Genomic DNA, 26,933 nt, shown 5'->3' with positions numbered 1-26,933 from the left:
GAGAGGATTTGACACAATGGCATTTGTACAGCCCCCACTACCCTTTGAAAAAGATGCTCTAGAGCCTTTTGGCATGAAAGCTGAAACTTTTGAGTATCACTACGGCAAGCATCACAAAGCTTATGTAGACAACCTCAACAAGCTCACTGAAGGTACAGAACTTGCTGATAAGTCCCTAGAAGAAGTGATCAAAATTTCCTTCCAAGACTCTTCTAAGGTGGGAATCTTCAACAACGCTGCCCAAGTTTGGAACCACACTTTCTTCTGGAATTCTTTGAAACCACAAGGTGGTGGCACACCCACAGGTGAACTCGCAGCCAAAATTGATAAAGATTTTGGTAGTTTTGACAAATTCAAGGAAGAGTTCTCTAACGCGGCTGCAACTCAATTCGGCAGTGGATGGTCTTGGCTCATTGATGATGGTGGTACGCTAAAGGTGATCAAAACACCAAATGCAGAAAATCCCCTAGCTCATGGTAAGAAGGCACTCCTAACCTTAGATGTTTGGGAACACGCCTACTACATTGACTATAAAAACGCCCGTCCAGCGTTCATCAAGAATTTCCTAGAAAACTTGGTCAACTGGGACTTTGCTGCTGAAAACTTGGCTAAAGCTTAATTACTTGACAGTTTTGAACTGGGTGCAATGTCTTTTAGCTAGCTGCCTTACGGCTACGCAGCTTGTGCCAGATATGTAAAGTAGAAATAATTCATTTAACACCCTTATCGGCAGTCACGACAGTAGTCAGTCAAGTTTAAATTGATGGGTAAGCGAGTTCGTAGTAAGGACTAAAGTCCTTATTTTCTAAGCACTTTAGTGCTTACTACAAACCCTGAAAACTAGCTTAGACATTGTACTAGTATCGTGGCTGTTTTTGGTTAGGCGTTGAGGAGGATGGTGGATAAATCAAAATATATGGATAGCAAAGAACTAGCGCAATACATCGAAGCAACGAATAGCATCTCTAAACCTTGGGTATTGGTACAACTGCGCCTCAAAAAATTGCAAGAGCGTCGAGCCACCCTGACAAACGATGTCTACACCAAAGAATTAGAAGATATTTACCAAGACTTGATGAATTTGGGGGAATGGTGGCGCGGTATTGAAGATGAGGTATTTTGAGGTATTTTAAAGTGAGGAGTTATCAGTTATGAATTTTCTTAACTTTTAACTCCTAACTTCTAGCTTAAAACACAACCTGATGGCTCAAGCTCTCGATCAAGTCGATTACGATACTCTCGATGCTGCAAAACGACGCTTCATCGATGCTGCAAAACGCACACTTGGCTTTGCAAGCGCTTATGGCATCGTCCCCGCATCAGGTCTGGGAGCAAGTGCTAACGCTTTCAGCTTCAACCTCGCTCCGTTTCTAGAGGCGGGGGCTAGAGAACTTTCGATGACACTTGTGCCGGAAGGACTAGGAACCGCAGACGATACTCGACCTGACGATCTTTCTGAAGAAGAACTTCGACGATTTTGGTGGAATATTGGTATCAAGATCATCTCGTGTCTGACGAACGATGCCGCAACTTCAGGTATGCAGACTATACTTCTCGGTCTTTATCTGCCTTCGAGTACTCCTGAAACAATTTTTACCCCCGCTTTCCTTGATGGGTTTCTTGATGGAGTAGTTGAAGGCTGCAAACGAGTCGGGTGTGTGTATCTCTCAGGGGAAACTCCTCAACTAAAAACCAAGATGATTCCAGGTCGGCTCGACATCGCCGGCTCGGTTTTTGGGGTTATGCCTCCTGGTGTCGCTCCCATTGATAGCTCGCGTCTGGATGCCGGAAACACTATTGTTCTCATCGAAAGTTCAGGCCCCCATGAGAACGGTTTTACCCCACTGCGAAAGCTTGCTGAGTCGCTTCCTGATGGCTACAGAACAAAACTTCCGAGTGGGCAAGAATTCTGGGAAGCGATGAATGCTGCTTCATATCTCTACACGCCGCTTGTACAGGCGGTGCTTGGCGAAGGAATTCGTCCCACGGCGATGGAGAATATAACTGGTCATGGCTGGCAAAAGCTGATGCGGTCGGTGAAGCCGCTTCGGTATGTTATTGAAACGATGCTCCCAGTCCCAGAGATATTTACATTTGTTGAGAGTCATCTTGAGGGCGGAGCCGAGACGATGCTTTCGGTGTTCAATTACGGTGCAGGATTCGCATTCTATACAGAGTCGGAACAGGATGCAGAAAGAATTGTCCTGCTTGCAAGAGAACATCAACTTTCGGCTGCGATTGCCGGAAGAGTTGAAGCGTCTGTTTCCCGCGAGGTAGTAATAGAACCCCTTGGAGTCACCTTGAAGGGAGATTCTTTTGGAATTGCGCGAGGGGTATAATGCAGCCCAAGCGTAGGCATAGCCCGCACTTCGGCTGCGCTCAGTGACCATCGTAGACATCGCTAGTTTTCTCAAAGCTATTTTAGACTCACTTATGCGATGCCTGCGGCGGGCTACGCCTACGCTAAAGTCATTATTGGTGATAAAAAACCTGTAATTACTGAGAAAAATAATATTTTTTACACACAAAATCAATTTGCATTTCAGGCTTATTAGAGATAATTACTCTACTAAACCTTTATTCTATAAGCCATTTAACACAGATGCTATAGGCACATTTATGAAGATTTATATGTAATATTTACTACTACTTGATTGCAAAGTAGTGCAAATTACCCATGACTACTGAGATTAAGATTTGCTAACGTAGTCTTAACATATTGAAAAATTTGCTGAGAAAGCTGAGAAAGTAGCAACCGATACTAATTTTTAGTGTTGGTTCTTTCTCATCCAGACATGTAGCATTTTGGTGTGTTAAGGATAGATATTTTTCTTCAGAGGGGGTTATGGCTGTAAATTTGGCCCGTACTACAACTTCGGCAGAACTTTTAAAGCAAGTATTCCGTAACATTGATGCACATAGTTGTCCAAGGTTATTCAACTTTCACATGCACACTGTCTACTCGGATGGTAGATTGCAGCCTAGTGCATTGATGGAGCAGGCGATCGCTATTGGGTTAAAAGGGTTAGCCATCACCGATCATCATGGTATTATCGGCTATCAAGCTGCACTTGCTTGGTTAGAAGATTGGAAGTGGAATAATTCTCATGCAACAACTCCTCACCTGTGGAGTGGCGTGGAAATCAATGCCAACCTTTTGAATATAGAAGTTCACATTTTGGCTTACGCTTTTGCCATAGAACACCCTAGTATGAAACCCTATCTGCAAAGAAGGCCGACTACAGGGCAAGAATATCAGGCAAGTAACGTGATTGACGCTATTCATGAAGCTGGGGGATTGGCAGTTCTGGCTCATCCAGCTCGTTACAAGCGATCGCATTTTGACTTAATTCCAGCTGCGGCCCAAAAGGGGATCGATGGCGTGGAAACTTTCTACGCCTATAATAATCCTAACCCTTGGAAACCCAGCGTATTGGAATCAGAACAAGTGCAAAAGTTGGCTGATGAATACTTTCTTTTCAATACCTGTGGTACTGATAGCCACGGTTTGAGTCTGCTACAACGCTTGTAAAGATGAATCAATTTTTTTAAATCTCCTGGTTCAATCTGCCAGGAGGTTATCTTTTTTTGATGCTCAATAGTCAATTTGTTTTAGAGTTAATTTCAAGAGATTGAGAGGCGATCGTGATTGTCTCTTTGGCAGCTTTTTCCTTACGTTCGCTATAGCGGTCTGTAAGATAATTAACTTTGTCACGCAATAGCAAAGTAAATTTGTAAAGTTCTTCCATCACATCGACAACGCGATCGCGGTAGAGTGAATCATTCATAGTCCCGTCTTCGTTAAACTCCTGATATGCTTTAGCCACTGACGATTGATTGGGGATCGCGAACATCCGCATCCAGCGTCCAAGAATTCTTAATGTGTTGACAGCGTTAAAAGACTGAGATCCTCCACTCACTTGCATCACAGCCAAAGTTCTCCCTTGAGTCGGGCGAACGGCTCCAATACTAAGCGGAATCCAATCAATTTGATTTTTCATAATGCCAGAAATCTGACCGTGCAACTCTGGCCTTCTGACCACAGGCTTAATTGGCACAACTCCTGCACCTTTGGGTGGGTGTCAAGTACGCTACCGTAAATCGGCAGTTCGCGGGGATCGAAAAACTTTACCTCTGCCCCAAATTCTTCAATGATGCGTGCGGCTTCTTCTGCCAAAAGGCGGCTATAGGAACGCTCGCGCAGGGAGCCATACAAAAATAAAATTCTGGGAGGATGGTTAAATGTCGTCATGGTAATTGCTAATTTAGCACTTGCTGTTTCCGGGGGAATTTCTGGTAGCTATTTAATATCTAAAACATTGATACATTACGATAGCCTTGAGAAACTTGTCAGTAATGATGGTGTAGTTGCAATGGGACTCGGTGGACTAGCCTCCGTTTGGTTGTGTATACGTACAATTGGGGAATTAGCTGGAAAACCTTGACTTATTTTTTGCTTGAGCTACACAGTTAAGCAATTTCCAAAGCTTTTTGGTACAGTATTCTAGAAAATCCATATCACGAGAATAGGCGATCGCTAATTACAATTGCCAGTTTATTGCTCAAAATCTAGAACGCAGTTGCTATGATCAAACGCCTGCTTGTAGTAGAATCTCCCGGAAAAGTCAAAAAACTCAGTCAAATTCTGGGTTCGGATTGGAAAGTTTTAGCTAGTTGTGGTCACATCCGCGAACTCAGCAATGAAGGGGACGATTCCTTGGGCTTCGTCATGGACGGCAGTAATGTCCGATGCAATTACGTTCCGCGTGACCAACGAGCGAAAGAAACAATCCAGAAGCTCAAGTCTGCGGTGAGGCAGGTTGATGAAGTTGTTTTAGCAACTGACCCAGACCGGGAAGGCGAGACAATCGCTTGGCATCTCAAAGAAACGCTGGGTTTAAGGGAACCGAAACGAGTAATTTATACTGAGATTACAGCATCGGCGGTGCAGAGTGCGATCGCTAATCCCAGAAAACTAGACCAAAACTTAATCGGTGCTGGACTGTGCCGAGATTGCCTAGATAAGCTGGTGGGTTATAAGGGTAGTCCTTTAGTTTGGGCATTAAATAACGGCGCTAAGAGTGTTGGCAGAGTCCAAAGCGCGACGTTGCACTTGATTTGTCAGCGAGAAAACGAAATTCTGGCTTTTGTCCCCCAAGATTACTGGAGTGTCTGGGTAGATTATGCTGAAGGATTTCGGGCTTTTTACAAAGGGACGGTCGATTCTGCAAAAGATGCAGCAGACCAAGAAACTGAAACTCATGATGATGCAAAGGTAGGTAATAGTCCAGAAACACCGGAGTCTAAGCGCGTTCTTTCCGAAGCAGAGGCTACACGTTTAGTTGAAGAAGCACAGCGACATCCTCATCAGGTGATTCATTTTGAAGGAAAAATCGTTAACCGCCAGCCACCGCCACCATTTACAACCTCCAGCCTTCAGCAAGCAGCCGGTTCAAAGCTGAGGTTTGCTCCCGACAAAACTATGGTTGTGGCCCAAAAGCTCTATGAAGCTGGGTTGATTACATATATGCGGACAGACTCAGTAATGCTGAGTCCAGAATTTTGTGCCAGCGCTCGTAAATGGTTGGAGCAAAATGATCCGCCGAATGTACCGCAGCAAGTCGCCAAGCATCGCAGTAGCAAATCGGCTCAAGAAGCACATGAAGCGATTCGTCCAACGGATGTGTTTCGTCCCTCAGTTCAGTTGCGTTTAGAACTTCCTGATGATGAGTTTAATCTGTATGTGATGATCTGGAAACGGTCAATTGCTTCTCAGTGTCGTGCTGCTCAATTGCGTAAAACTTTGGTGATTACTCAATCTGGTTCTCTACTGTGGTCAGCTAGAGGGCAAGTAATTGAATTTTACGGTTATGCCCGATACTGGAACAATCTCAGCAAGGATAGTGTTTTACCTTCATTACAACAGGGACAAGCGCTGAAACTGGAGAATGCTGGACATGAGAAAAAGCAGACGCAGCCACCACCCCGTTACAGTGAACCAAAATTGGTACAGTTGATGGAACGTAAAGGAATTGGTCGCCCAAGTACTTATGCTCCTACTGTTGCTACCTTAAAAAAACGCAATTATGTTGAGTTGAAAAAAGACCATCTGCAACCGACAGCGTTAGGGTTAGAAGTTGATGCGTTTTTGCTCAAAGCACTGCCTGATTTACTAGAGGCGGAATTCACAGCAAAAATGGAGGATGCCCTTGATGCAATTTCTGAAGGAAAAAACTCTTGGCAGCATTATTTAACTAGTTGGAATCAAAATTACTTTATACCAGCGCTCTCCAAAGCTAAAACTATAGTTCCAAGTTCCTCAATAGGTAAAGCTAATGTGATAACAGAGCGCAAATATGAAACTTCTAAAACTCGATGCCCTGAATGCAAAAATTTTCTTGCCAAAATTCCGAGTACTAAGGTTAAAAAGAAATATTTCCTCAAATGCACAAAAGGCTGTGAAAATGTCGTGCTGTTTTGGAGCGACTTTAACAAAACTTGGCAGCCGCCACAAACTAAAGCAGTCCAAGCTGAGAATCAACAAAAGCCTCCCGTGAAGATAACGGCATATCCCTGTCCGGTATGTAAGAAACCTCTAGAGGAGTACAGTTACATCAAAGAGGGACAGAGTAAAACAATGTTGCGATGTTCTGACTCACAATCCCGTAAGGATACCAAACATAAAGATGTGGCTTATTTTAGTACGCCAAAAGGGTGGTGGAGTCCTAAGTTTGGGGAGTTAGGAGTTAAAAGTTAGGAGTTTTGAATTAATAACTCTTCACTCCTAACTCCTAACTTTATTTACCTTACCCGCAAGTTCTGCGATGTTCACCTGCTCGTAGTGTTCAAAGGGTTGGTGAATCCAGGGGTTGTCAGGCAGATAATCAACATAATAATTGGGTGCTATAACTGAACAAGCTTTATACCAAAGAACCGCAGTGCGAATTTCCTCAATGGGAAAATCAATATTTTGCTTGAGCCAAGGTATAGTCTGTTGGAGTGTGATCCCAGAATCTACTAAGTCATCCACTAGGAGAATGCGCGAACCTAACTTTTCGGCAGTCATTGTCAAGTGACGAGAGAAAACTAAATTACTTCTTTCTTGCTTGCCATTGCCACTGCCACTGTAAGATGAGGTTGCTAAAATTGCCAGTGGTTGCTGGTATATACGGGAGAGAATATCTCCAACTCGTAGTCCTCCTCTGGCAAGACAGATAATCTGGTTAAATTCCCAACTGCACTCATAAATCTGAATAGCCAGTTGTTCAATTTTTTGGTGATAATCTGACCAAGAAACATAAAGGTCTGGCATAAGTCTAACGGGAGTGGTAGATGGCTGTATTGAAGGCGATGTCTACGACGGGCTATTTGGCATCGCAGATTTTTTATTTTAGTATGAGTGCAAAGTTTTATGAATGATTCTACAGCTGATGGCGGTGCCAAACGAGATATTCTCAGTGAAAAACTCGACTTAAAAACAAAGCTGGCTTACGGTGCAGGAGATTTAGGACCAGCAATCACCGCAAATATCTCCGTCTTTTTTCTGCTGGTTTTCTTCACGAATGTTGCTGGTATCCCTGCGGGTTTAGCTGGCAGTATTTTGATGATTGGCAAAATCTGGGATGGCATAAACGATCCGTTTGTCGGGTTCCTGACTGATAAAACGAAATCTCGTCGTTGGGGGCGTCGTCTTCCTTGGATGTTTTATGGAGCAATCCCCTTTGGAATTTTCTTTTTCTTGCAGTGGATTGTACCGCAATTTAGTGCAAATCAGAGTGAGAATATTTGGCCATTATTTTGGTATTACGTAGTCATTGGGGTGGTATCTCAGGCGTTTTACACGGTTGTGAATTTGCCTTATACGGCGATGACTCCAGAACTGACTCAAGATTACGACGAACGCACCAGCCTTAACAGCTATCGCTTTACATTTTCTATTGGTGGCAGCATTTTATCGTTGATTTTAACGCAAATTGTTTTTTCAGCGATCGCCGATCGCCAACAACAATATCTTGTTTTAGCAGCAGTTTCTACTGTAATTTCGATTTTAGGATTATATTGGTGCGTTTTTGGAGTCCGCGATCGCATCTTAGCTTTTGAGGCTAAACGCAGCCAAACCGAGGAACCTGCATCTCTCCCCTTCTTTGAACAGCTAAAAATTGTCTTTAGTAACCGACCTTTTTTATTTGTTATTGGTATATATCTTTGTTCTTGGCTAGGTGTGCAGGTAACAGCCAGCATTATTCCCTATTTTGTAGTCAATTGTATGGGACTCAAAGAATCAGATGTGCCCACAGTGATGATTGCAGTCCAAGGAACTGCTCTGTTGATGCTATTTGTCTGGGGAGCGTTGAGTAAAAAAATCGGCAAAAAAGTTGTTTATTTTCTGGGAATGAGTTTGTGGATTATAGCAGCAGCCGGACTATTTTTCTTACAGCCTGGTCAAATAGTTTTGATGTATGTGATGGCTGTGATGGCAGGTATTGGTGTATCCACAGCTTATCTAATTCCCTGGTCAATGATTCCAGATGTAATTGAATTAGATGAACTGCAAACTGGACAACGCAGAGAAGGCATTTTTTATGGCTTCATGGTTTTGCTGCAAAAATTTGGTTTAGCTTTGGGACTATTTTTGGTGGGAAATGCTTTGCAAGTAGCCGGTTTCAAAGAATCTGTAGCTGGAAGTTCACTACCCATCCAACCGGAATCAGCACTTTTTGCTATTCGCGTTGCTGTTGGGCCTATACCTACAGTTTGCTTGATTTTTGGCTTGATTTTAACGTATTTTTACCCAATTACTCGCGAGATGCACGCTGAAATTATGCTGAAACTCAAAGAAAGGCAAGAGATGAGGGGGAGTTAAGGGAGCAGGGGAGCAGCAGGTTTTAGAGAATCATGTTCTTCATAGCCAAAAGGGTCTGAGAGCAACTAAATTGATTTATTAAAAACAAAAAATGCTGCCGGGCACGAATTAGTTTGCCAATGTTTAGATTGCTTTGCCGTCAGTAGGCTTCCACTCTGACGTACATAGATCAAAGATAAATAAAGTCACAGATCGCAACGGCTTAAAAAGAATTTCTTTCCAAAAGGGGTAGGCTAAAAAATAAATTATTAGTACACTAATGTTTAGTTTAACTAATATTGCGCTTATCTAATTAGAATGAATCGCAACCAACCATTTTGCGGAAGATGCGATGTCTAAAGACAAGCTAGTATGTGTCTGTGCTTCCCCTTTCCCCCAGATTGTTGATATGCGCTGTTTAGCTCCTGTTCAGACGATAAAGCCTTCGTCTTTGGCTGCTGAAACTGTTCCTCGTTTTCAGAGCATTATTCAAAGAGGGCGGTTTTCGCTACTTATATTAACTCTAGCCTACTTGTGTAGTGCCTGTAATGCTTCTGAAGCCCAATCAAGTGGCAAAGAAGCAGGAAAAAAACGAGCTGTGCCAGTGGTGATTGCTACTGCGACTCAAAAAACGATTCCAATACAGCTATCGGCGACGGGAACGGTGGAAGCATATTCTACGGTATCTGTCAAGTCTCAAGTAGGCGGTCAGCTTACTGGTGTCTATTTTCAGCAAGGACAGAACGTTAAAAAAGGAGACTTGTTATTTAAAATTGATTCTCGTCCTTTACAAGCTGCGCTGATGCAAGCTAATGCTGCCAAAGCGAAAGATTTAGCCCAGGTGAAACAGGCACAGGCAAATGTCCTCAAAGCGATCGCTCAAGTGAACCAGGCAAAAGCGAATGTAGTCAAGGATAAAGCCCAGGCAACAAATGCAGATGCACAAGCGCAACGTTATAGTAGTTTGCTCAAGCAAGGGGCAATCAGTAAAGAACAGGCCGAACAGTATCAAACCAGTGCTGATGCTCAACAAGCGACGGTGAACGCAGATCGAGGTGCAGTGGCAAATGCTCAAGCAGCAGTGGCGGCAGCCCAAGCAGATGTCCAAAATGCTCAGGCAGTAGTAGCATCAGATGAAGCTGCGATCGACAATGCCAAAGTTCAGCTTTCTTATAGTTCTATTTACTCGCCAATTGCCGGACGCACAGGTAGCCTGAAGCTAAATCAAGGGAACTTGGTACAGGCGAATGCCACCGATCCGCTGATTACAATCAGTCAAATTCGCCCGATTTACGTCAACTTTTCTATTCCCCAGCGACTGCTGCCAGATATCAAAAAATATAGTGCGAATAACGGCAAGTTAGCAGTGGATGCTTTACCTCCTAAAGATGCAGGGCATCCGGTACGGGGCGAACTTACCTTTGTTGATAGTGGAGTCAATACCCAAACAGGCACTATTCAACTTAAGGGTACTTTTGCCAATGCTGATGAGCGCCTGTTTCCGGGGCAGTTTGTCAATGTAGTACTCAAACTCAGCGAAGAACCAAATGCCATTACTGTTCCTTCTCAGGCAGTACAGAGTGGACAAAAGGGGCAGTTTGTGTATGTAGTCAAACCTGACAAAACAGCAGAAATGCGTTTAATTACCGTCGGCGACACCGTTGGGAATGAAACGGTAATTAAGCAAGGCTTGAAACCAGGTGAGCAAGTAGTTACTGATGGACAATTTAACCTCGTGCCTGGTGCCACAGTCCAAGTGAAACCGGAAGTAGGAAGCAAGGGGGCAGAGGGGCAGGGGAGCAGCACTTCGGCTCATTTCGGCTACGCTCAATGACCAACGCTCAGTGACCGAGGAGCAGGGGAGAAATAATAACTCCTAACTCAGCACGGGCTAAACGGCCCGCTACCACTAACGCTAACAGAACTCAGAACTCAGCACTCATTCAAGGGAACGCGATGAACATTTCCGAGCTATTTATCCGGCGTCCAATCATGACGACTCTAGTTATGGTTGGCATTTTGATATTTGGGCTGATCGCTTACCAACAGCTACCCGTTAGTGACTTACCCAATGTAGATTATCCAACACTCCAGGTAACAGCTAATCTGCCCGGAGCTAGTCCTGAAACGATGGCTGCCTCAGTTGCAACTCCCTTAGAGCAGCAGTTTTCTAGCATAGCGGGATTGAGTTCGATGAACTCTACCAGTTCTTTGGGTACTACACAGCTGACGCTACAATTTGACCTAAATCGGGATATCGATGGCGCAGCCCAGGATGTGCAGTCTGCTATTTCTAAGGGAGCGAAGCAGTTACCGACTAATATGCCTAATCCGCCATCTTACCGAAAGGTAAATCCGGCGGATCAGCCAGTTCTTTATATCTCCCTGAATTCGTCCATTTTGCCTCTGTCAACTGTAGACAAATATGCTGAGACATTGCTGGCACAACGCCTATCAATGGTGGATGGGGTGGCGCAAGTGCAGGTTTTTGGTTCTCAAAAGTACGCGGTACGAATTCAGCTTGATCCCGAATCGCTTAGTGCTAAAGGGATAGGAATTGATGAAGTAGCTGATGCGATCGCTAACGGAAATGTCAATCTACCTACTGGGACACTTTACGGTCAACAGCAGAATTCTACCATCCAAGCAAACGGTCAACTCAACGATGCCGCCAGCTATCGCTCTCTAAATGTGGCTTATCAAAACGGCGCACCAGTTCAGTTAGGTGAACTAGGTCAAGTTCTAGACAGCGTGGAAAATGATAAGATTGCGAGTTGGTATTTTCCTGTTAAGAAGGAGAGTAAGGAACAGGGAGGAGGGGAGAAGTCCTCAATCCAAAATCCAAAATCTAAAATCCAAAATTCTGGTGTGCGGGCGATCGTTTTGGCAATTCAGCGCCAACCGGGAACTAATACTGTTCAAGTTGTGGACGCAATCAAGAAACTGTTACCCACCTTTCGGACACAGATTCCGGCGGCTGTGAACATGGATATTCTCTACGATCGCTCTCAGTCAATTCGCGAGTCGGTGGATGATGTACAATTCACGCTGTTGCTCACCATCGCTCTGGTAGTGCTGGTAATCTTTCTGTTTCTCCGCAATATTTCTGCAACAGTCATTCCCAGTTTGGCAGTGCCGCTTTCGATAGTAGCGACTTTTGGAGTCATGGTGCTTCTAGGCTTCTCCCTCGATAACCTATCGCTGATGGCGTTAACCCTTTCAGTAGGTTTCGTGGTTGATGATGCCGTAGTCATGCTGGAGAATATTGTCCGCCACATGGAAATGGGTGAAAGCCGCATGGAAGCAGCCCTAAATGGTTCTAAAGAAATTGGTTTCACAATTTTATCTATGACCATTTCTTTAGTAGCAGTATTTATCCCGATACTGTTCATGGAAGGCATTCTGGGGCGATTATTCCGCGAGTTTGCTGTTACTATTAGCGTTGCAATCTTGGTATCTGGCGTAATTTCCCTCAGCTTAACGCCAATGCTGTGTTCCAGATTCTTGAGTCCACCTCATCATGAGCAAGAGAGTGAGGAAGCAGCACTTCTCTCCGAGACGCTGCGCGAACGGTTACGCTCTGTTACCGAGGAGCAGGGGAGCAGCACTTCGGCTCCCTTCGACTACGCTCAGGGCAAGTCGCTCAGTTACCGGGGAGTATGGGAGCAGATGAGTATGGAAGAAATTCTTAACTCTCAGTCTCCAGTCTCTAATTCCTTATTGCCAGAGGAGGCTCCACCTTCCCCAGCCCCTAGTCTTCAGTCCCGAATCAAAAATTTCAACCGTCGTCTCTATAACTTTTCAGAAAACATTTTTAATGTGATATTGGGCGGATACGATTGGAGTTTGAAAAAATCACTCAAGTATCACCGCACAACGATGGTGATTTCGGGAGCGATTCTTGTAGCGACAGTGTATCTATTTATCATTGTGCCGAAAGGGTTTGTTCCCAACGCAGATGTTGGACAAATTACGGCAACTACTCAAGCATCAGAAGATATATCCTTTGATGAGATGGTAAAACATCAACAGGCTGTAGCTGCGATCGCTTACCGAGATCCGAATGTCGATTCTATCAACTCTAGTGTTGGGGCTGGTGGGCCCAATGCTTCTGCTAACGCTGGCAGACTTTTAATCGAACTCAAGCCTCGCCATGAGCGCCATCTCAGTGCTGATGAAGTTGTGCAAGAACTCCGACCGAAGTTGTCAGTTGTGCCGGGAATCAAGGTTTTCTTGCAAAATCCCCCAGCCATTAATGTCGGTGGACAACAGACAAAAGCGCAGTATCAATTTACTCTGCAAACTCCCAATATTCAAGAACTTTACCAGTATGCTCCAGCTTTAGAAGAGAAATTGCGATCGCTATCAGATTTACAAGATGTTAACAGTGATTTGCAAATCAAGAATCCGCAAGTCAAAGTAGACATCAACCGCGACCAAGCTTCGGCTCTAGGTTTGACCGCAAATCAAATCGAAACTGCTCTAAGTAATGCCTATGGCACTCGCCAAGTTTCCACCATCTACGCCCCCGATAGCCAGTATCAAGTAATTATGGGCGTGGAACCAAAATATCAGCAAAATGCCAATGCTCTAGATTTACTCTCAGTTCGTGCCCCTAGCGGACAACTTGTACCTCTTAACGCTGTCGCAACCTTGAGCAAAGATGTAGGGCCGCTGACTATTAACCACAAAGGGCAACTAGCATCTGTTACCTTCTCCTTTAACCTCAAACCAGGAGTTTCACTCGGTAACGTCACTGGCAAAATTGAGCAACTCGCCCGTCAAACCCTGCCACCTACTATTAGTACAGGTTTCCAAGGTTCGGCGCAGGCATTTCAATCTTCAATTCAGGGTTTAGGATTGCTACTGCTAGTTGCCATCTTGGTGATTTATATCGTGCTGGGGATTCTCTACGAGAACTTCATTCACCCGCTGACAATCCTTTCTAGCTTACCCTCTGCTGGATTTGGGGCAATACTCACCCTGTTGCTGTTTCAAGTTGACTTGAATATTTACGCCTTCGTGGGCATTATCCTGCTAGTTGGGATTGTGAAGAAAAACGGGATCATGATGGTTGACTTTGCGATTATTGCCCGTCAAAACGGTAAAACCCCCTATGAAGCGATCTATGAAGCCTGCTTGGTGAGGTTCCGCCCAATTATGATGACGACAATGGCAGCACTCATGGGTACGCTACCCATTGCCCTTGGTTTGGGAGCCGGAGCAGATACACGCCGTCCCCTTGGTTTAGCTGTAGTTGGGGGATTAGTGTTCTCGCAGTTTCTCACACTTTATTTAACACCCGTTTTCTACACCTACATGGAGTCTTGGCAAACCAAGCTGAAAAAACGCAGCTGGCGCAAACAGCCAATTTAAAACTCCCCCGACTGAACAAATAACACTTGGTTCATTTGTTCAGTCGTGTTTCAACGATTCATTAGACTTCTTGCATAAGTCGGGAAAAGGGAAAGGGGGAAAGGGGAAAGGTTCTGTATTGTCCCCTTTCCCTTTAACCTTTACCCTTTTCCCCCTCTTGCAAAAAGTACTTTTGCAAGAGGTCTATTCTGGGAAAAATAGGATTTTTTTATTAAGCCTTTATTAAATATTTGCTTAACTGTCTTAATTGTCTTATCTGTCCTTGCATTTCCATTATGAAAGTCAGAATATAACATCAAGTATTCCGGTATCAATAAAAACACACAAAAAGTAGGATTATGAAGCATACAATTATTAAGTTAGTAGCTGTAGCTACTCTCGTGTTCTCTCTTGTCTTTTCGTGGGCGGCAACCCCTGCTTTTGCTTTTAATTTCAGCAGTTTGAATACGCTGATGGCAATAAATAGCGATGAGACTGTAGATAATACGATTTACAGAGTTGTAGTGAATCATGAGGAGCAGTATTCAATATGGCCAGCTGAGCGAGAGAATCCCCTTGGTTGGCGGGATGCTGGCAAAACTGGCTCAAAAGCAGAATGTCTGGCTTACATCGAAGAAGTTTGGACTGATATGAGACCACTTAGCCTTCGCAAGAAAATGGAAGAAGCTGCTCGCAACTAGTCTTAGGACATTTCCTAGCTAGTTCTATCCTCATAACCCATTTACAAACTAATACTAATTCAATTAATGATTGCAATACATCCTTGGGTAAAGACGCGATGAATCGCGTCTCTACAAATGGTCTATTTGTCGCATTCTTTTTTCCAATTGGTATAACAAAAGCTCCCTACGAGTTAATTCTAAAACTGTAGGGGGCTTTTGATATAAACAGAAGTTGCTACAGATTGCGCGAAACACCGAAACGTGAAAGCAGAAGTTCTTACAGGGAAGACGGAAGTTGCTACAGACTGCGCGAAACACCAAAACGTGAAGGCGGAAGCTCCTACAGGCTGCGCAAAACACCGAAACGTGAAGGCAGAAGTTCTTACAGGGAAGGCGGAAGCTGCTACAGACTGCGCGAAACACCGAAACGTGAAGGCAGAAGTTCTTACAGGGAAGGCGAAAGCTGCTACAGGCTGCGCGAAACACTGAAATGTGAAGGCAGAAGTTAATTTTAACTTGCTTAACTTTACTATGATTGCGATCGCGAGGATCAAAAAAGTCGGGGAGCTTCTTTGTCACAATTGATTTAAGATTGCGATATCAGTTTTGCTTTGAGGAATAAAACCATGACTCAAGCCTTACGCAAACTAGTTACATTCGATGAATTTGTTGCTCAATACCCAGACAACCCACAACGACATTATGAACTCCATGATGGAGTAGTTGTTGAGATGGCACAACCCACAGGCGACCATGAAGAGGTTACAGGATTTTTGGTCAGAAAACTGAGTGTAGAATTTGACCGCTTAAATCTTCCCTATCTCATCCCAAAAACAGTATTCGTCAAACCACTTGAAAACGAATCAGCTTATTCACCAGATGTCCTTATACTAAATCAGCCTAATTTAATAAATGAACCTCTATGGAAAAAAACATCTACTGTAAGCCAAGCTACATCCATTCCTTTAGTGGTGGAGGTAGTGAGTACTAATTGGCGTGATGATTACCACAAAAAATATGCTGATTATGAGGAAATGGGAATTCCTGAATATTGGATTGTAGACTATGCCGCATTGGGTGGTAGGGAATTCATTGGTAAGCCAAAACAATCTACTATCTTAGTTTGCTGTTTGGAAGAAGGTGAGTATCTAATTAATAAATTTCAAGGTAATGACCATATCCAATCACCAACTTTTCCAGAGTTTAATTTAACCGCAGAACAAATTTTTCGCGCTGGTGTGGTCAGCTAAATTCAGAGTGTCTATTAAAATTACATTAGAATTCAGGAGTCACAAAGGAACCCCCGCGCAACTGTTTACGCCGATCTACTTAAAATTATGTCTAATGACGCAATTATTCAATCTGAATTATTAGAACACAAAGCTGATAAAGAGCAAAACATCTGTAAAATTCTCAGCGTACAAGAATTAAGTCTTCTAAACGATCGCTCCAACTCCAAAGGGCTAGTTCAACTGATTTTGCACCTTACAGTCATGGGTTGCAGTGGCTACCTATGGGCAATAAAGTTTGGTAATTGGTTGGTGGCTATACCAGCACTAGTAATCTACGGCTTCAGTCTGGCTGCAATGTTTGCACCAATGCATGAATGCGTTCACAGAACGGCTTTTGCTAACAATCGTTTGAATGATGCTGTGGCTTGGTTTTCCGGCTTGCTCTCATTTTACAACAGCACGTTTTTTCGCCGCTATCATAAATGGCATCACCGTTACACTCGCGTTCCTGACAAAGATCCAGAATTGACCGATCCCAAACCGAACAACCTGGGCAAATACTTGTTGATAATTAGCGGTTTACCGTGGTGGTGGGGTAAAATAAGCGGGCATTTTCAAGTTGCGACTGGTCAATTTGACAATTTTCCATTTGTGCCAGAATCAGCACGAGCCGAAGTTATTCGTTCTACACGTTGGCAACTAAGTATTTATGCAGGTGCGATCGCTCTTTCAATTGTAGTTAATCAGCCTTGGTTTTTCCTCTATTGGCTGCTTCCCCTGCTTGTCGGTCAGCCGATTCTCCGTTTCATTCTGCTAGCAGAACATACAGGTTGCACTCTTGATGCAAATCTGCTCACCAATACCCGCACAACGCTTACATTTTGGCCTGCACGATTTTTTATGTGGAATATGCCATTTCATGCAGAGCATCATTTGTATGCATCAATTCCATTCCACGCCCTACCAAAAGCACATCAGCAATTAAGCAAACACTTTACCCATATTGAACCTGGCTATCTGAAAGTCAACTGGGATATCATAACTAATTCCTAATTGAGCATGGGGTACAAGAGGCAGAGGTGCAAAAGGGCAGAGGGGAAGAGACTTACTGTAACTAACTTCCCCTGCTCCCCTGCTCTCTACTCCCTATTCACTTTGATTTTAATTTGTTTTAGACTCGACCTTAATGCACCTCAGATCGTGAAGAATGATTAAGAAAAACGAGTATAGACAAACATGATAAAAATGCTAGCTGAAAACTTGATGGGAATTGAGGCAAGCTTACAAATTAATTGGGTTTGGCTAAATGCCAGCTTACAGTTTGCTAGTTGGGCACTCTTCTCACTTTTACTTGCTGAGATATTGAGAGACAGCTACCATGCTTTGTGTCACCAAGTCAATTGGCTTGCTAAATGGCACAACAAGCATCACATGGCCTATCGCCGCGATTTATCGATAGTTTCCCTGAAAATTTATCAAGAATCCCAACTCTATCACGACATTTTAGAGTCGAGTTTACTGCTAGTGGTATTGGTAGCCGTTGCCTTAATTGTCCAGCAAATGGGGTTATGGCTGGGAGTAGCTTATGGTTGTACCTTTTTGTATGGCGCGTCTGTGCGATATTTTCAGGGAAAAATTGATACAGATTACAATCACCTACCCGGCCCTTTAGAGACAATTCCATCCATTTGGTGGGTGAATCGGTCTTACCATTGGCGGCATCATTTTGATGATGTGAACGCCTACTACAGTGGCGTCTTTCCCCTAGTGGATAAAATTCTGGGTACAGGATTGTCTCTCAAAGGTAAAACCATCGCTTTAACCGGAGTATCAGGAGCGTTGGGGCAAGCGTTGGCGGCTGAACTTGTCAAGAATAATGCTAAAGTCGTGGCATTAACTACTAATCCAGAAAAATTAGTAGAGCAAGTTGGGGTAAAGGTGGTTTCCTGGCAGTTGGGTAACGAAGCCAATCTGAAGGAGAGTTTAGAAAAAGTAGATATTTTAATTATCAACCACGGAGTCAATGTCTACGCCAGCCGCACACCGGAGGCTATCAATTCCTCTTATGAGGTGAATACCTTTTCAGCATTGCGGTTGATAGATATATTTTTGACAACTGTAACAGGCCCACAAGCAAAAGCAACCAAGGAAATTTGGGTAAACACTTCTGAAGCTGAGGTTTCTCCAGCGCTGAGTCCGCTTTATGAACTCAGCAAAAGAGCGCTAGGAGATATTGTTACCCTCAAGCGTTTGGATGGGGATTGTGTAATTCGCAAGTTAATTCTTGGCCCGTTTAAGAGTCAATTAAATCCTTATGGTGTGATGTCTGCACAGCAAGTTGCTCGTGCGATCTTGTTTTTGGCGCGGCGAGACTTCCGAAATATTATTGTGGCAATAAATCCTCTCACCTATCTGCTGTTTCCCTTAAAGGAAACTAGTACGTCACTATACTATCGAGTCTTCAGCCGGACAGCAAAAAGTGAACAGGACTTACGCAAAGAATAGCCGAAAAGAATGATTTTCAGGTAGTAGTTTGTCAAGTTTAAATTGATAGATAAGCAAGTTTGTGGTAAGGACTTTAGTCATTATTTTCTAAGCACTAAAGTCCTTACTACAAACCCTCAAAAGTGCAAGTAAGAGCCTGAGCCTTGCAATAGTTTTGACAAGCAAGGGCGCAGGCGATCGCTAAATTGAAACAGAATTTGAATAAACTTGAGCAAGCGATCGTTTTTTAATAGCCATCATCCGAACTCCACCATTAGGAGCAAGGGTAAATCCACGTCGTTGCAGTTTAATAGGTTTATTTTCTACTAAGGTAAGTTGATAATTGGATAAAACTGTTGCGAGGACTAATTTAATTTCTAACTGAGCCAGGGCATATCCTAAACAGCGCCTAATTCCACCACCAAAAGGAATAAATTCCCAAGGAGAATACTGGCGTTCTAAAAAACGTTCGGGATTAAATTGTTGAGGATTAGGATATAAGTCTTCCCGGTGATGCAGAAGGTAGATACTTGGCATTAAAGTTGTATCAGGAGGAAACTCATATCCTGCAATATTTATGGATGATTTGGTAATCCGTGGGAAAAGCACTGGCAGAACTGGATACATCCGTAGGGTTTCTTGGCAAACTGCGCTTAAGTAAGGAAGTTGGGCAATTTCCATCGGGTTCGGATTTTCTCCCAAGCTGTCGAGTTCCTGCTGCAATTTTAAGAGAACATCTGAATTTCGGTGAATTTGATAGAAAGCCCACGCTAGAGTTGTTGCTGTAGTTTCATGTCCAGCAAATAAAATTGTGATCAATTCATCTTTTAATTCATCATCGGTCATTGCTTCCCCATTTTCATCCCGTGCTGCCATCATCAAACTCAGAACATCACCTTGGCTCTGATTGTTCTTTTTTCTTTTCTCTGCAATTTCTGCTTGAAGTAGCTCATAAATATGGCTTTGTCTACTTTTCATCTGCCCCCAAGGAGTCCATTTTCCCCAATCTTGTTGTAAGAATGGCAAAAATAGCATACTGGAGCGCAAAGGAGAATCAGTCATATCCAACCAACTAGTAAGTAGAGGTAAAATTAGTTGATAGCGTTCCCCTTCACTTAAACCAAAGACAATTTGTAAAATTACTTCTAGACTAACTTTCTGCATGGCAGAACGAGCCACAAAAGGTTGACCGATTTGCCATTGACTGGCAATTTGCTCGGTAATTAAGCAGATTTGTTGAGCATAAGTCTGTAGCCTTTCTCCATGAAAGGGGGGCATTAATAATTTTCGTTCTCGTCGATGGCGGGAACCATCCATTAACATGAGGGAATTTCGCCCAATCAAAGGTTCTGCAATTTTATTACCACGACCAATATCAAATTTAGAATCTTGACTGAAAATTTCTTGAATGGCTTGGGGATGGCTAAGAATTACATAAGAACCGAGTCCACTCAGTCGCATGGAAAAAATATCTTTATACTCTTGATTACACTTTTTCTGAAATCCAATCGGATCGGCAATCCATCCGATCAGTTGCCACCACGAAGGGCTAGTAATGCAATTCGGTAATTGACTCAGCATAATATTTACCTGTGATTCGACTTCATAATCTCAAACAAATACACCTATTATCCCTGAGCGTTGAAGGTTGTCGGGTATAGTGCTGTTATTTACTCAACCATATTTAGAGACTGGCTCATGACCGCATTTATTAAGCTGTCTAGCAAGCGATCGCGCGACAAAAATGTAAGTTCTTTTCCATACAACATTTCTTGTGAAATTACGTAGGATACCAGCGAACCAAAAAAAATATGAGCCATTGCTTCTGGATCGTTGATTCCTAATTCTGGATGAGATGCAAAATACTGACTTAGCATTTGCCGACCGCGTAGCACAACGGTTTGAGTATAAAGTTTGGCTAGTTCTGGAAAGTTTTGTGACTCGGTGATAATCAAACGCAACAATGCTAAATAATCAGGATTATCAGCGACTTCGGTTAAATAAATTTCAGCAATTTGACGCAAAAAAATCGCTGGTTCATCATGTAATTTTTCTTTGCAAAAAATACTTTGAAAACAAGCGAGGGTCAACCGTTCTATCAACGCTTTAAATAGCCCTTCTTTATCTTGAAAGTGACTGTATATTGTTTGCTTAGATACTCCAGCCGCCGCACTAACACGATCCATACTTGTTCTAGCGTAACCCTCCTTCAAAAATACCTGTATAGCTCCTTGCAAGATTTGCTCCTGCTTGGGAGCGATCGCAGGTAAAGGATTTTCTAGTTGGAAAGTAGGGTTTATAGGCATGAAGAGTAAATTTTTTGACGTAATATCTTGTATTATCATACTAGACAGTCTAGTATATGACACTGAATTCAAAATTTTCAATTTACAAAATATTTTTCACAATCCAGGGTGATACCATGACTCAGACTATCCCAACATCCCCGGAAAATCTCAAAGATGCAGTATCGAAGCAGCAAAGCCGCAAGAAACCGATCCTTTTAACGATCGGGGTGCTGTTGGTGGCGGGTGGTATTGGCTACGCGGTGTGGCGTTCTCAACCGCAAGTATCGGCAAATATACTGCAAGTTAGTGGACGGATTGAGGGTTATGAAACCGAGATTGGGATCAAGCGTTCTGGAAGAATTGAGACAATTGCCGTGCGGGAAGGGGCAGCGGTTAAAAAGGGGCAAGAGTTAATTAAATTAGATGACACAGACGATCGATTGCTGCAACAACAACTACTTGGTAGTCAAGCGAGAGTGACATCTGCTAGGTATGATGAACAGCAAGCAGTTTCAGATGTAGAGCGAGTCACCAGAGAAATTCAAGAAATTAACAGCCAAATTAACGAAGCCAAACTGAATTTACGGCAGTCTCAAGGAGATACCCAAGGAAGAATTGAGCAGGCGCAAGCAAATGTCGCAGCAGCTAGAGCCACATTGGTGCAAGCACAAGCGCAAGTTAAACAGGCAGCAGCAGAAGTTAATTTAGCAAAAATCAACCGCGATCGCTATGCCCAATTGGTAAAAGAAGGGGCAGTCAATCAACAACAATTCGATCAAGCCCAAACTACTTTAGATACTGCGATCGCAACCCTAGAAGCACGACAGGCAGCAGTGAATGCCGAACGCCAGCAATTAAAGGCTACATCAGGAGCGTTAACTCAAGTTAATACTACAGGTTTCAATCCTGACATTCGCAACGCCCAGTTAACAGCTTTAGTCAGAAAGCAGCAGCAAAGTTATGCTCAACTTAAATCTGCACAGGCAAAAGTCAACTCTGCCCGTGCCAAAGTGAAAGATGCCCAAGCATCAAATCAGCAAATCCTCACCCAGATTGCAGACTCCAAAAAAGATTTAAATGTAGTTAGTCCCTTAGATGGAGTAGTGACAGCCCGTAATGTCGAACCAGGTGCAATAGTTAGCAGTCAGACTAATATTTTGACAATTGTTGACCCCAAAACAGTCTATTTTAGAGGTTTTATTCCCGAAGGCGATATTGGTAGAGTGCGTCTAGGGCAAACAACAAAAATCTTCATTGATTCTGCACCGGGGAAACCATTAGAAGGTAAAGTAATTGCGATCGATCCGCAAGCTTCATTTACACCAGAGAATATTTACTTTCAAAAAGATCGAGTCAGGCAAGTAGTAGGAATTCGGATCAAAGTTCAAAACCCTGATAGCTGCTTTAATCCCGAAAAACCTTATAGGGAATCAGATTTACCCTGCGCCAAAATGGGTATGCCAGCAGATGCTGAAATTAGTTTGAAGGCAGGGGAGCAGAGGAGCAGGGGAGCAGCACTTCTCTACGAGACGCTACGCGAACGGCTACGCTCAGTGACCGGGGAGCAGGGGAGCAGGCGGACAGGGGAGCGCAGTGGTAGCGAGTCCGCGTACTCTTACAGAGAAGCAAGCTACGCGCAGCGTCTCGCAGAGAGCGTCGGCAGGAGGTAGAAGGGAATGAAACAGCAAATTACTACTTTCTCTCGAAACTTACCCTCATCATCTAATCTGCCAACCACAGCAATTGAAGTTCGCGGTTTGCACAAGCACTATGGAAACTTAGCTGCTGTGCGGGGAATTGATTTGAGTGTCCACAAAGGTGAAATGTTTGGATTAATTGGCCCTGATGGTGCGGGGAAAACTAGTACATTTCACATTTTGGGCGGTGTGATGGAAGCAACGGCGGGGGAGGTGCAAATATTTAATCAGCCTGCACGAGATGCCCGATTAATTACAGGTTATCTCACTCAACAGTTTTCGCTGTATTTGGATTTGAGTATTGATGAAAACTTGCGTTATGCAGCAGGGTTGCGGCAAGTAGCAGATGATTTGTTACAGAAACGCCGCGATAAATATTTAAAATTAATGAATTTAGAGCGATTTGGCGATCGCTTAGTGGGACAACTTTCTGGTGGGATGAAACAAAAGCTGGCGCTGTGTTGTGCTTTGGTTTCTCAACCAGAAGTATTGTTACTAGATGAACCTACTACAGGTGTCGATCCAGTTTCTCGGCGAGAGTTTTGGGATGTGCTAGGGGAATTATCAGCCGAGGGGATGACAATTGTAGTTGCGACACCATACTTAGACGAAGCTGAACGCTGTCACCGCGTGGCTTTGATGTACAGTGGCCAAATTCATGAAATTGGCACGCCCGCAGACTTACGGGCTAACTTAGGCTTGCATCGCTTAGAAGTGCGAACAGCCAATCTGGAAGCTACAGAAGAAATACTCTCCCAGGCTACTCAGAAAAATATAGTAGATGTGCAAACTTTTGGCGATCGCTTGGATGTCCTCGTTGAAGATATAAATTCTGGCGAAACCCAAGTCCGCGAACTACTGCAACAACATCACTTACCTTCTCCCAGTATCGAGTATGGCGAACCCACATTAGAAAACGTCTTTGTCACGCGCTTGCGACAACAAGGTTCCGCGCCGCAGTTTTTCTCGTTTCCTCGTTATCGGAAGAGGGGAGCAGGGGGGCAGGGGAGCAGGGGGGCAGAGGGGCAGAGGGGCAGGGGAGCAGAGGGAGTATTTAATACTCAGGACTCAGCGCTAGCGATATATGCTCGCAATCTCAGCCGTATTTTTGGCAAGTTCCAAGCCGTTAAAGATGTCAACGTCGAAGTGCGCTACGGCGAAATCTTTGGGTTGTTAGGTGCTAATGGTGCTGGCAAAACCACCACAATTAAAATGCTGTGTGGATTACTAGAAGCAAGTGGCGGTGAAATTTCTTTGGGTGGTGAGACAGGAAATCTGCGTAGTGCAGACTTACGGCGACGCATTGGTTACATGAGTCAAAAATTCACCCTTTACGACGATTTAACTATTTTGCAAAATCTCGAATTTTATAGCGGAGTTTACGGCGTACCTCGCAAACTCCGACGCGAAAAAATTGATTGGGTAATTGCTACCTGTGGCTTGGAGGGGCAAGCAAATATGATTACAGGGCAACTACCAGGTGGTTGGAAACAGCGAGTTGCTTTCGGTGCTTGTGTGATGCACGAACCAGATATTTTATTTTTAGACGAACCAACATCGGGAGTAGATCCGTTAGCGCGTCGCCAGTTTTGGAAGCTGATTAATGATTTTGCCCGCAACGGTACAGCCATTTTAGTGACAACGCACTATTTAGAAGAAGCTGAACAATGTAACCGCATGAGTTTTATGGTTGCAGGAGAAACCGTCGCCGAAGGTTCACCCAGTTCTGTCAAAGCATCGCAACCGGGACAACTAATAGAAATTATTGTTAATCAAAACCAAGTAGCTTCTAAAATACTAAAACAACACTTTGAGTCTTGGCGAGTCTCGATTTTCGCTGATAGTTTACATGTTGTTCTCGATCGTCCCGAACAGGAAATAAATCAACTAACTCAACTTTTAAAAGCTAATCAAATTACCATCAATTCTTTACGTCCGATTCCTTTTTCTTTAGAAGATGCCTTTATTGGTATAGTACAGCGATCGCAAAATTAATATAAAAATAAATAATTTTGCAAATCCGCCAGGATTCTCCTTAATAAATATGAAACGAATTTTCGCTCAATGTGTAAAAGAAATAGCTCAATTTCGCCGCGATCGCCTGACCTTGGCACTAGCATTTTTATTGCCATTCATTACTTTAGTAATTTTTGGCTTTGCCATTAGATTGGAGAGTAAAAATATTCCCTTAATTGTGCAAGATTTCAACCGTACAAACCTAAGTACTAGCTATATTGAAAGACTCTATGCCACCAATCAATTTATACCAAAACAATGGTCTGGTGGCAATCCCACTCGCGATGCTATAGATAAGGGAATTGCCAAAGTCGCAGTAATTATTCCGCCGGAATTTAGCCGTGATATTCAAGCAGGTAGAAGTACAAATGTGCAAGTATTAATCGATGCCACTGATGTTAACAATGCCCGTGTAATTAGAAATAGTATTCAAAGAGTGACAAACTTTTTTATGCAAGAGCATGGACTGCTACCTACTACTAATAGTATTACAGCACGAATGCGTCTATGGTTTAATCCTGGGAGATTAGAATCGCTGTATATTGTGCCAGGAACCTACGGAGTTGTACTGTGGATTTTTCCTTCATTGCTCTCTGCGATCGCAATGGTACGGGAAAAAGAAAAAGGGACAATTTTACAAGTTTACGCTTCTAGTATTAGTGCCACTGAATTATTACTTGGTAAAGGATTAGCATACCTGTTAATTGCCATTGCCGAGGCATTATTAGTTATGGTATTAGGCTCAATTATTTTCCAAGTTGGCATAGTTGGCAACCCCATAACATTAGTAATTGGTACTTTACTATTTCTGACAGATAGCGTTTTTTTTGGATTACTTTTAGGAGTCCGCAGTAGTAACCAAAATGCTGCTGTCCAAGGCGTTTCTCTTGTAGGTTTTATCACATCATTATTACTCTCAGGTTTTATTTATCCCCTCAACAATATTCCTTTTCCCTTATCACTACTACCTAACATAATTCCGGCACGTTATTACATCGATATCACTCGTGATGCCTTCGTGCGTGGTACAGGATTTGGCGGAGTTTGGTTTGATTTACTCATGCTTGCAGCTTTGGGATTAGTGTTTTTCAACGTATCACGCCGAGTTTTAAGCCGAATGCAATTATCAAATTAATCTCTCTGTCTTCTCTACGGTTCAATAAAAAGGAATTTTATGAAACTTATTCAGCGATTATTTGATAGTCCATTTTGGGCATTAGTGCGGAAAGAAATTAATCAAATTCTCCGCAATAAGCAATTAATTGTTCTTTTAGTTATCCCCCCAACAGTCCAATTATTGTTGTATGGTTTTATCCTCAATCCCGACGTTCATAACTTACGATTAGGTGTCATTGACTATGCCAACGTCAGCGCTAGTCGGGAGTTAGTTTCAGCCATGACATCAAATAGAATTTTCACCTTAGAATCTGTACCAAGTAGTGAAAAAGCATTGAGTCGTCAGGTAGAAGAAGGAAAATTAGATGTCGGGGTAGTAATTCCTCCCGATTTTCCGCGTCAACTGGCACAAAAATCAGCAGAAATTCAAGTATTTATTGATGCTGTAAATGCTAATACAGCCGGGATTGCCGGAAATTATATGAATCAAATTATCCAGCAATATAATCTACAATTAACTCAAGGTAAAGTAAATCCCCCAGTTGCACCTGAAGTTGTATTTCTTTATAATCCCGGACTGACAAGTAGTTGGTTTTTTGTCCCAGGAGTTATGGGTTTAGTTTTAACATTAATTGGCACATTAGTATCAGCAATTACAGTTGTCCGAGAAAAAGATACCGGAACTTTAGAACAATTATTAATGACTCCGGCTGCTAACTGGCAAATATTACTATCAAAAATTGTCCCTTTAGCATTTTTATTAATGGGCGATGTTTTATTAGCTATTACTTTAGCAACAGTCATATTTCATGTACCATTTCGAGGTAGTTTTCTGCTGTTTTTGGCTCTATCAAGTATGTATGTATTTGTCGGGATTAGCTTGGGTATTATGTTGGCAACTGTGAGTAGTTCGCAACAACAGGTAGTTTTGACATCTTTTTTTATTAATTTACCAATGGTACAAACTTCTGGAGCGATCGCACCTATTGAAGCCATGCCACCTTTGTTTCAAGCCCTATCCCTACTCAATCCCTTGCGCCATTACATTGCGATCGTTCGAGGTATTTTGCTCAAAGGTGTTGGCTTAGATGTACTGTGGATGAATGTTTTGGCTTTAGTCGCTTTTGCTGTTGTGTTATTAACTATTAGTGTTAGTAAGTTTCGCAGTCAATTAAGCTAAAAGACAGGCTAACTTGAAAAGAGATTATATCATGTCCAGC

At 43.1% G+C, this 26,933-nt stretch carries 20 protein-coding genes and 1 pseudogene; 17 read left to right on the top strand and 4 right to left on the bottom strand.

From position 1 onward, the window contains the following. Positions 1–16: 16 nt before the first annotated feature. From V7K53_RS15715 to V7K53_RS15700, 4 genes are all read left to right on the top strand, one after another. Entirely contained in the window at positions 17–619 is a 603-nt protein-coding gene (locus V7K53_RS15715; RefSeq protein WP_094350617.1) for a superoxide dismutase, read from the top strand. A 297-nt stretch (positions 620–916) separates the two neighbouring features. Then, entirely contained in the window at positions 917–1,123 is a 207-nt protein-coding gene (locus tag V7K53_RS15710) for a hypothetical protein (RefSeq protein ID WP_069070599.1), read from the top strand. 79 nt (positions 1,124–1,202) lie between these two features. Further along, entirely contained in the window at positions 1,203–2,339 is a 1,137-nt protein-coding gene (locus V7K53_RS15705) for an AIR synthase related protein (protein WP_335198440.1), read from the top strand. Between the two features lie 506 nt (positions 2,340–2,845). Further along, a complete protein-coding gene (locus V7K53_RS15700; RefSeq protein ID WP_335198439.1) occupies positions 2,846–3,532 on the top strand; it encodes a PHP domain-containing protein in 687 nt (228 codons plus the stop codon). 70 nt (positions 3,533–3,602) lie between these two features. Here V7K53_RS15700 and arsH read toward each other — a convergent pair. After that, a pseudogene (gene arsH, locus V7K53_RS15695) lies at positions 3,603–4,252 on the bottom strand (arsenical resistance protein ArsH). On the opposite strand from arsH, the gene V7K53_RS15690 reads away from it, so the two are divergent. Together V7K53_RS15690 and topA are read left to right on the top strand one after the other, a co-directional pair. Next, entirely contained in the window at positions 4,251–4,445 is a 195-nt protein-coding gene (locus tag V7K53_RS15690; protein ID WP_335198438.1) for a hypothetical protein, read from the top strand. The pseudogene arsH and the gene V7K53_RS15690 sit on opposite strands and share 2 nt — an antisense overlap. A gap of 140 nt (positions 4,446–4,585) precedes the next feature. Next, positions 4,586–6,757 carry a type I DNA topoisomerase gene (gene topA, locus V7K53_RS15685; RefSeq protein WP_335198437.1) on the top strand — a complete coding sequence of 724 codons (2,172 nt, stop codon included), beginning with the start codon at positions 4,586–4,588 and terminating at the stop codon, positions 6,755–6,757. A 27-nt stretch (positions 6,758–6,784) separates the two neighbouring features. Here the strand turns inward: topA and V7K53_RS15680 are convergent, their stop codons facing one another. Further along, complete coding sequence (locus V7K53_RS15680) at positions 6,785–7,312, bottom strand: phosphoribosyltransferase (protein ID WP_335198436.1); 528 nt, start codon at positions 7,310–7,312, stop codon at positions 6,785–6,787. A gap of 99 nt (positions 7,313–7,411) precedes the next feature. On the opposite strand from V7K53_RS15680, the gene V7K53_RS15675 reads away from it, so the two are divergent. From V7K53_RS15675 to V7K53_RS15645, 7 genes are all read left to right on the top strand, one after another. After that, a complete protein-coding gene (locus V7K53_RS15675) occupies positions 7,412–8,863 on the top strand; it encodes an MFS transporter (RefSeq protein WP_335198435.1) in 1,452 nt (483 codons plus the stop codon). A gap of 331 nt (positions 8,864–9,194) precedes the next feature. Next, complete coding sequence (locus V7K53_RS15670; protein ID WP_335198434.1) at positions 9,195–10,676, top strand: efflux RND transporter periplasmic adaptor subunit; 1,482 nt, start codon at positions 9,195–9,197, stop codon at positions 10,674–10,676. Between the two features lie 122 nt (positions 10,677–10,798). Beyond that, positions 10,799–14,218 (top strand): efflux RND transporter permease subunit, encoded by a 3,420-nt coding sequence (locus tag V7K53_RS15665; RefSeq protein WP_335198433.1) that lies wholly within the window; start codon positions 10,799–10,801, stop codon positions 14,216–14,218. Between the two features lie 452 nt (positions 14,219–14,670). Next, positions 14,671–14,898, top strand: coding sequence for an MbtH family protein (locus tag V7K53_RS15660; protein WP_335198446.1), 228 nt, complete (start codon positions 14,671–14,673; stop codon positions 14,896–14,898). A gap of 608 nt (positions 14,899–15,506) precedes the next feature. After that, positions 15,507–16,130 (top strand): Uma2 family endonuclease, encoded by a 624-nt coding sequence (locus tag V7K53_RS15655; protein WP_335198432.1) that lies wholly within the window; start codon positions 15,507–15,509, stop codon positions 16,128–16,130. A gap of 87 nt (positions 16,131–16,217) precedes the next feature. Continuing rightward, positions 16,218–17,165 carry a fatty acid desaturase family protein gene (locus tag V7K53_RS15650; protein WP_335198431.1) on the top strand — a complete coding sequence of 316 codons (948 nt, stop codon included), beginning with the start codon at positions 16,218–16,220 and terminating at the stop codon, positions 17,163–17,165. 183 nt (positions 17,166–17,348) lie between these two features. Further along, entirely contained in the window at positions 17,349–18,617 is a 1,269-nt protein-coding gene (locus V7K53_RS15645) for a bifunctional sterol desaturase/short chain dehydrogenase (protein WP_335198430.1), read from the top strand. A gap of 180 nt (positions 18,618–18,797) precedes the next feature. Here the strand turns inward: V7K53_RS15645 and V7K53_RS15640 are convergent, their stop codons facing one another. Further along, entirely contained in the window at positions 18,798–20,177 is a 1,380-nt protein-coding gene (locus tag V7K53_RS15640) for a cytochrome P450 (protein ID WP_335198429.1), read from the bottom strand. Between the two features lie 89 nt (positions 20,178–20,266). Beyond that, positions 20,267–20,902, bottom strand: a complete 636-nt coding sequence (locus V7K53_RS15635; protein ID WP_335198428.1) for a TetR/AcrR family transcriptional regulator — start codon at positions 20,900–20,902, stop codon at positions 20,267–20,269. A 116-nt stretch (positions 20,903–21,018) separates the two neighbouring features. Here V7K53_RS15635 and V7K53_RS15630 point away from each other — a divergent pair, with 116 nt between their 5' ends. Genes V7K53_RS15630 through V7K53_RS15615 form a run of 4 tightly spaced genes read left to right on the top strand, consistent with a single transcriptional unit; the run spans position 21,019 to position 26,893 of the window. After that, positions 21,019–22,554, top strand: coding sequence for an HlyD family secretion protein (locus V7K53_RS15630; RefSeq protein ID WP_335198427.1), 1,536 nt, complete (start codon positions 21,019–21,021; stop codon positions 22,552–22,554). A gap of 6 nt (positions 22,555–22,560) precedes the next feature. Then, positions 22,561–24,576 (top strand): ATP-binding cassette domain-containing protein, encoded by a 2,016-nt coding sequence (locus V7K53_RS15625; RefSeq protein WP_335198426.1) that lies wholly within the window; start codon positions 22,561–22,563, stop codon positions 24,574–24,576. Positions 24,577–24,625: 49 nt separating this feature from the next. Continuing rightward, positions 24,626–25,732, top strand: coding sequence for an ABC transporter permease (locus V7K53_RS15620; RefSeq protein WP_335198425.1), 1,107 nt, complete (start codon positions 24,626–24,628; stop codon positions 25,730–25,732). 39 nt (positions 25,733–25,771) lie between these two features. Further along, positions 25,772–26,893 (top strand): ABC transporter permease, encoded by a 1,122-nt coding sequence (locus V7K53_RS15615; RefSeq protein ID WP_335198424.1) that lies wholly within the window; start codon positions 25,772–25,774, stop codon positions 26,891–26,893. Positions 26,894–26,933: the final 40 nt, after the last annotated feature.

It is taken from the genome of Nostoc sp., from assembly GCF_036917355.1.
Lineage (GTDB): Bacteria > Cyanobacteriota > Cyanobacteriia > Cyanobacteriales > Nostocaceae > Nostoc.
The sequence above is the reverse complement of the archived record's forward strand: the minus strand, read 5'-3'. Positions and strand labels throughout refer to the sequence as shown.

Excerpts from the sequence above, each read along its gene's own strand:
- V7K53_RS15630 (WP_335198427.1), top strand. The coding sequence starts at position 21,019 with ATGACTCAGACTATCCCAACATCCCCGGAAAATCTCAAAGATGCAGTA.
- V7K53_RS15675 (WP_335198435.1), top strand. The coding sequence starts at position 7,412 with ATGAATGATTCTACAGCTGATGGCGGTGCCAAACGAGATATTCTCAGT.
- V7K53_RS15670 (WP_335198434.1), top strand. The coding sequence starts at position 9,195 with ATGTCTAAAGACAAGCTAGTATGTGTCTGTGCTTCCCCTTTCCCCCAG.
- V7K53_RS15620 (WP_335198425.1), top strand. The coding sequence starts at position 24,626 with ATGAAACGAATTTTCGCTCAATGTGTAAAAGAAATAGCTCAATTTCGC.
- V7K53_RS15655 (WP_335198432.1), top strand. The coding sequence starts at position 15,507 with ATGACTCAAGCCTTACGCAAACTAGTTACATTCGATGAATTTGTTGCT.
- V7K53_RS15615 (WP_335198424.1), top strand. The coding sequence starts at position 25,772 with ATGAAACTTATTCAGCGATTATTTGATAGTCCATTTTGGGCATTAGTG.
- V7K53_RS15625 (WP_335198426.1), top strand. The coding sequence starts at position 22,561 with ATGAAACAGCAAATTACTACTTTCTCTCGAAACTTACCCTCATCATCT.
- V7K53_RS15715 (WP_094350617.1), top strand. The coding sequence starts at position 17 with ATGGCATTTGTACAGCCCCCACTACCCTTTGAAAAAGATGCTCTAGAG.
- V7K53_RS15645 (WP_335198430.1), top strand. The coding sequence starts at position 17,349 with ATGATAAAAATGCTAGCTGAAAACTTGATGGGAATTGAGGCAAGCTTA.
- V7K53_RS15640 (WP_335198429.1), bottom strand. The coding sequence starts at position 20,177 with ATGCTGAGTCAATTACCGAATTGCATTACTAGCCCTTCGTGGTGGCAA.
- V7K53_RS15705 (WP_335198440.1), top strand. The coding sequence starts at position 1,203 with ATGGCTCAAGCTCTCGATCAAGTCGATTACGATACTCTCGATGCTGCA.
- V7K53_RS15710 (WP_069070599.1), top strand. The coding sequence starts at position 917 with ATGGATAGCAAAGAACTAGCGCAATACATCGAAGCAACGAATAGCATC.
- V7K53_RS15680 (WP_335198436.1), bottom strand. The coding sequence starts at position 7,312 with ATGCCAGACCTTTATGTTTCTTGGTCAGATTATCACCAAAAAATTGAA.
- topA (WP_335198437.1), top strand. The coding sequence starts at position 4,586 with ATGATCAAACGCCTGCTTGTAGTAGAATCTCCCGGAAAAGTCAAAAAA.
- V7K53_RS15660 (WP_335198446.1), top strand. The coding sequence starts at position 14,671 with ATGGCAATAAATAGCGATGAGACTGTAGATAATACGATTTACAGAGTT.
- V7K53_RS15665 (WP_335198433.1), top strand. The coding sequence starts at position 10,799 with ATGAACATTTCCGAGCTATTTATCCGGCGTCCAATCATGACGACTCTA.
- V7K53_RS15650 (WP_335198431.1), top strand. The coding sequence starts at position 16,218 with ATGTCTAATGACGCAATTATTCAATCTGAATTATTAGAACACAAAGCT.
- V7K53_RS15700 (WP_335198439.1), top strand. The coding sequence starts at position 2,846 with ATGGCTGTAAATTTGGCCCGTACTACAACTTCGGCAGAACTTTTAAAG.
- V7K53_RS15635 (WP_335198428.1), bottom strand. The coding sequence starts at position 20,902 with ATGCCTATAAACCCTACTTTCCAACTAGAAAATCCTTTACCTGCGATC.
- V7K53_RS15690 (WP_335198438.1), top strand. The coding sequence starts at position 4,251 with ATGGTAATTGCTAATTTAGCACTTGCTGTTTCCGGGGGAATTTCTGGT.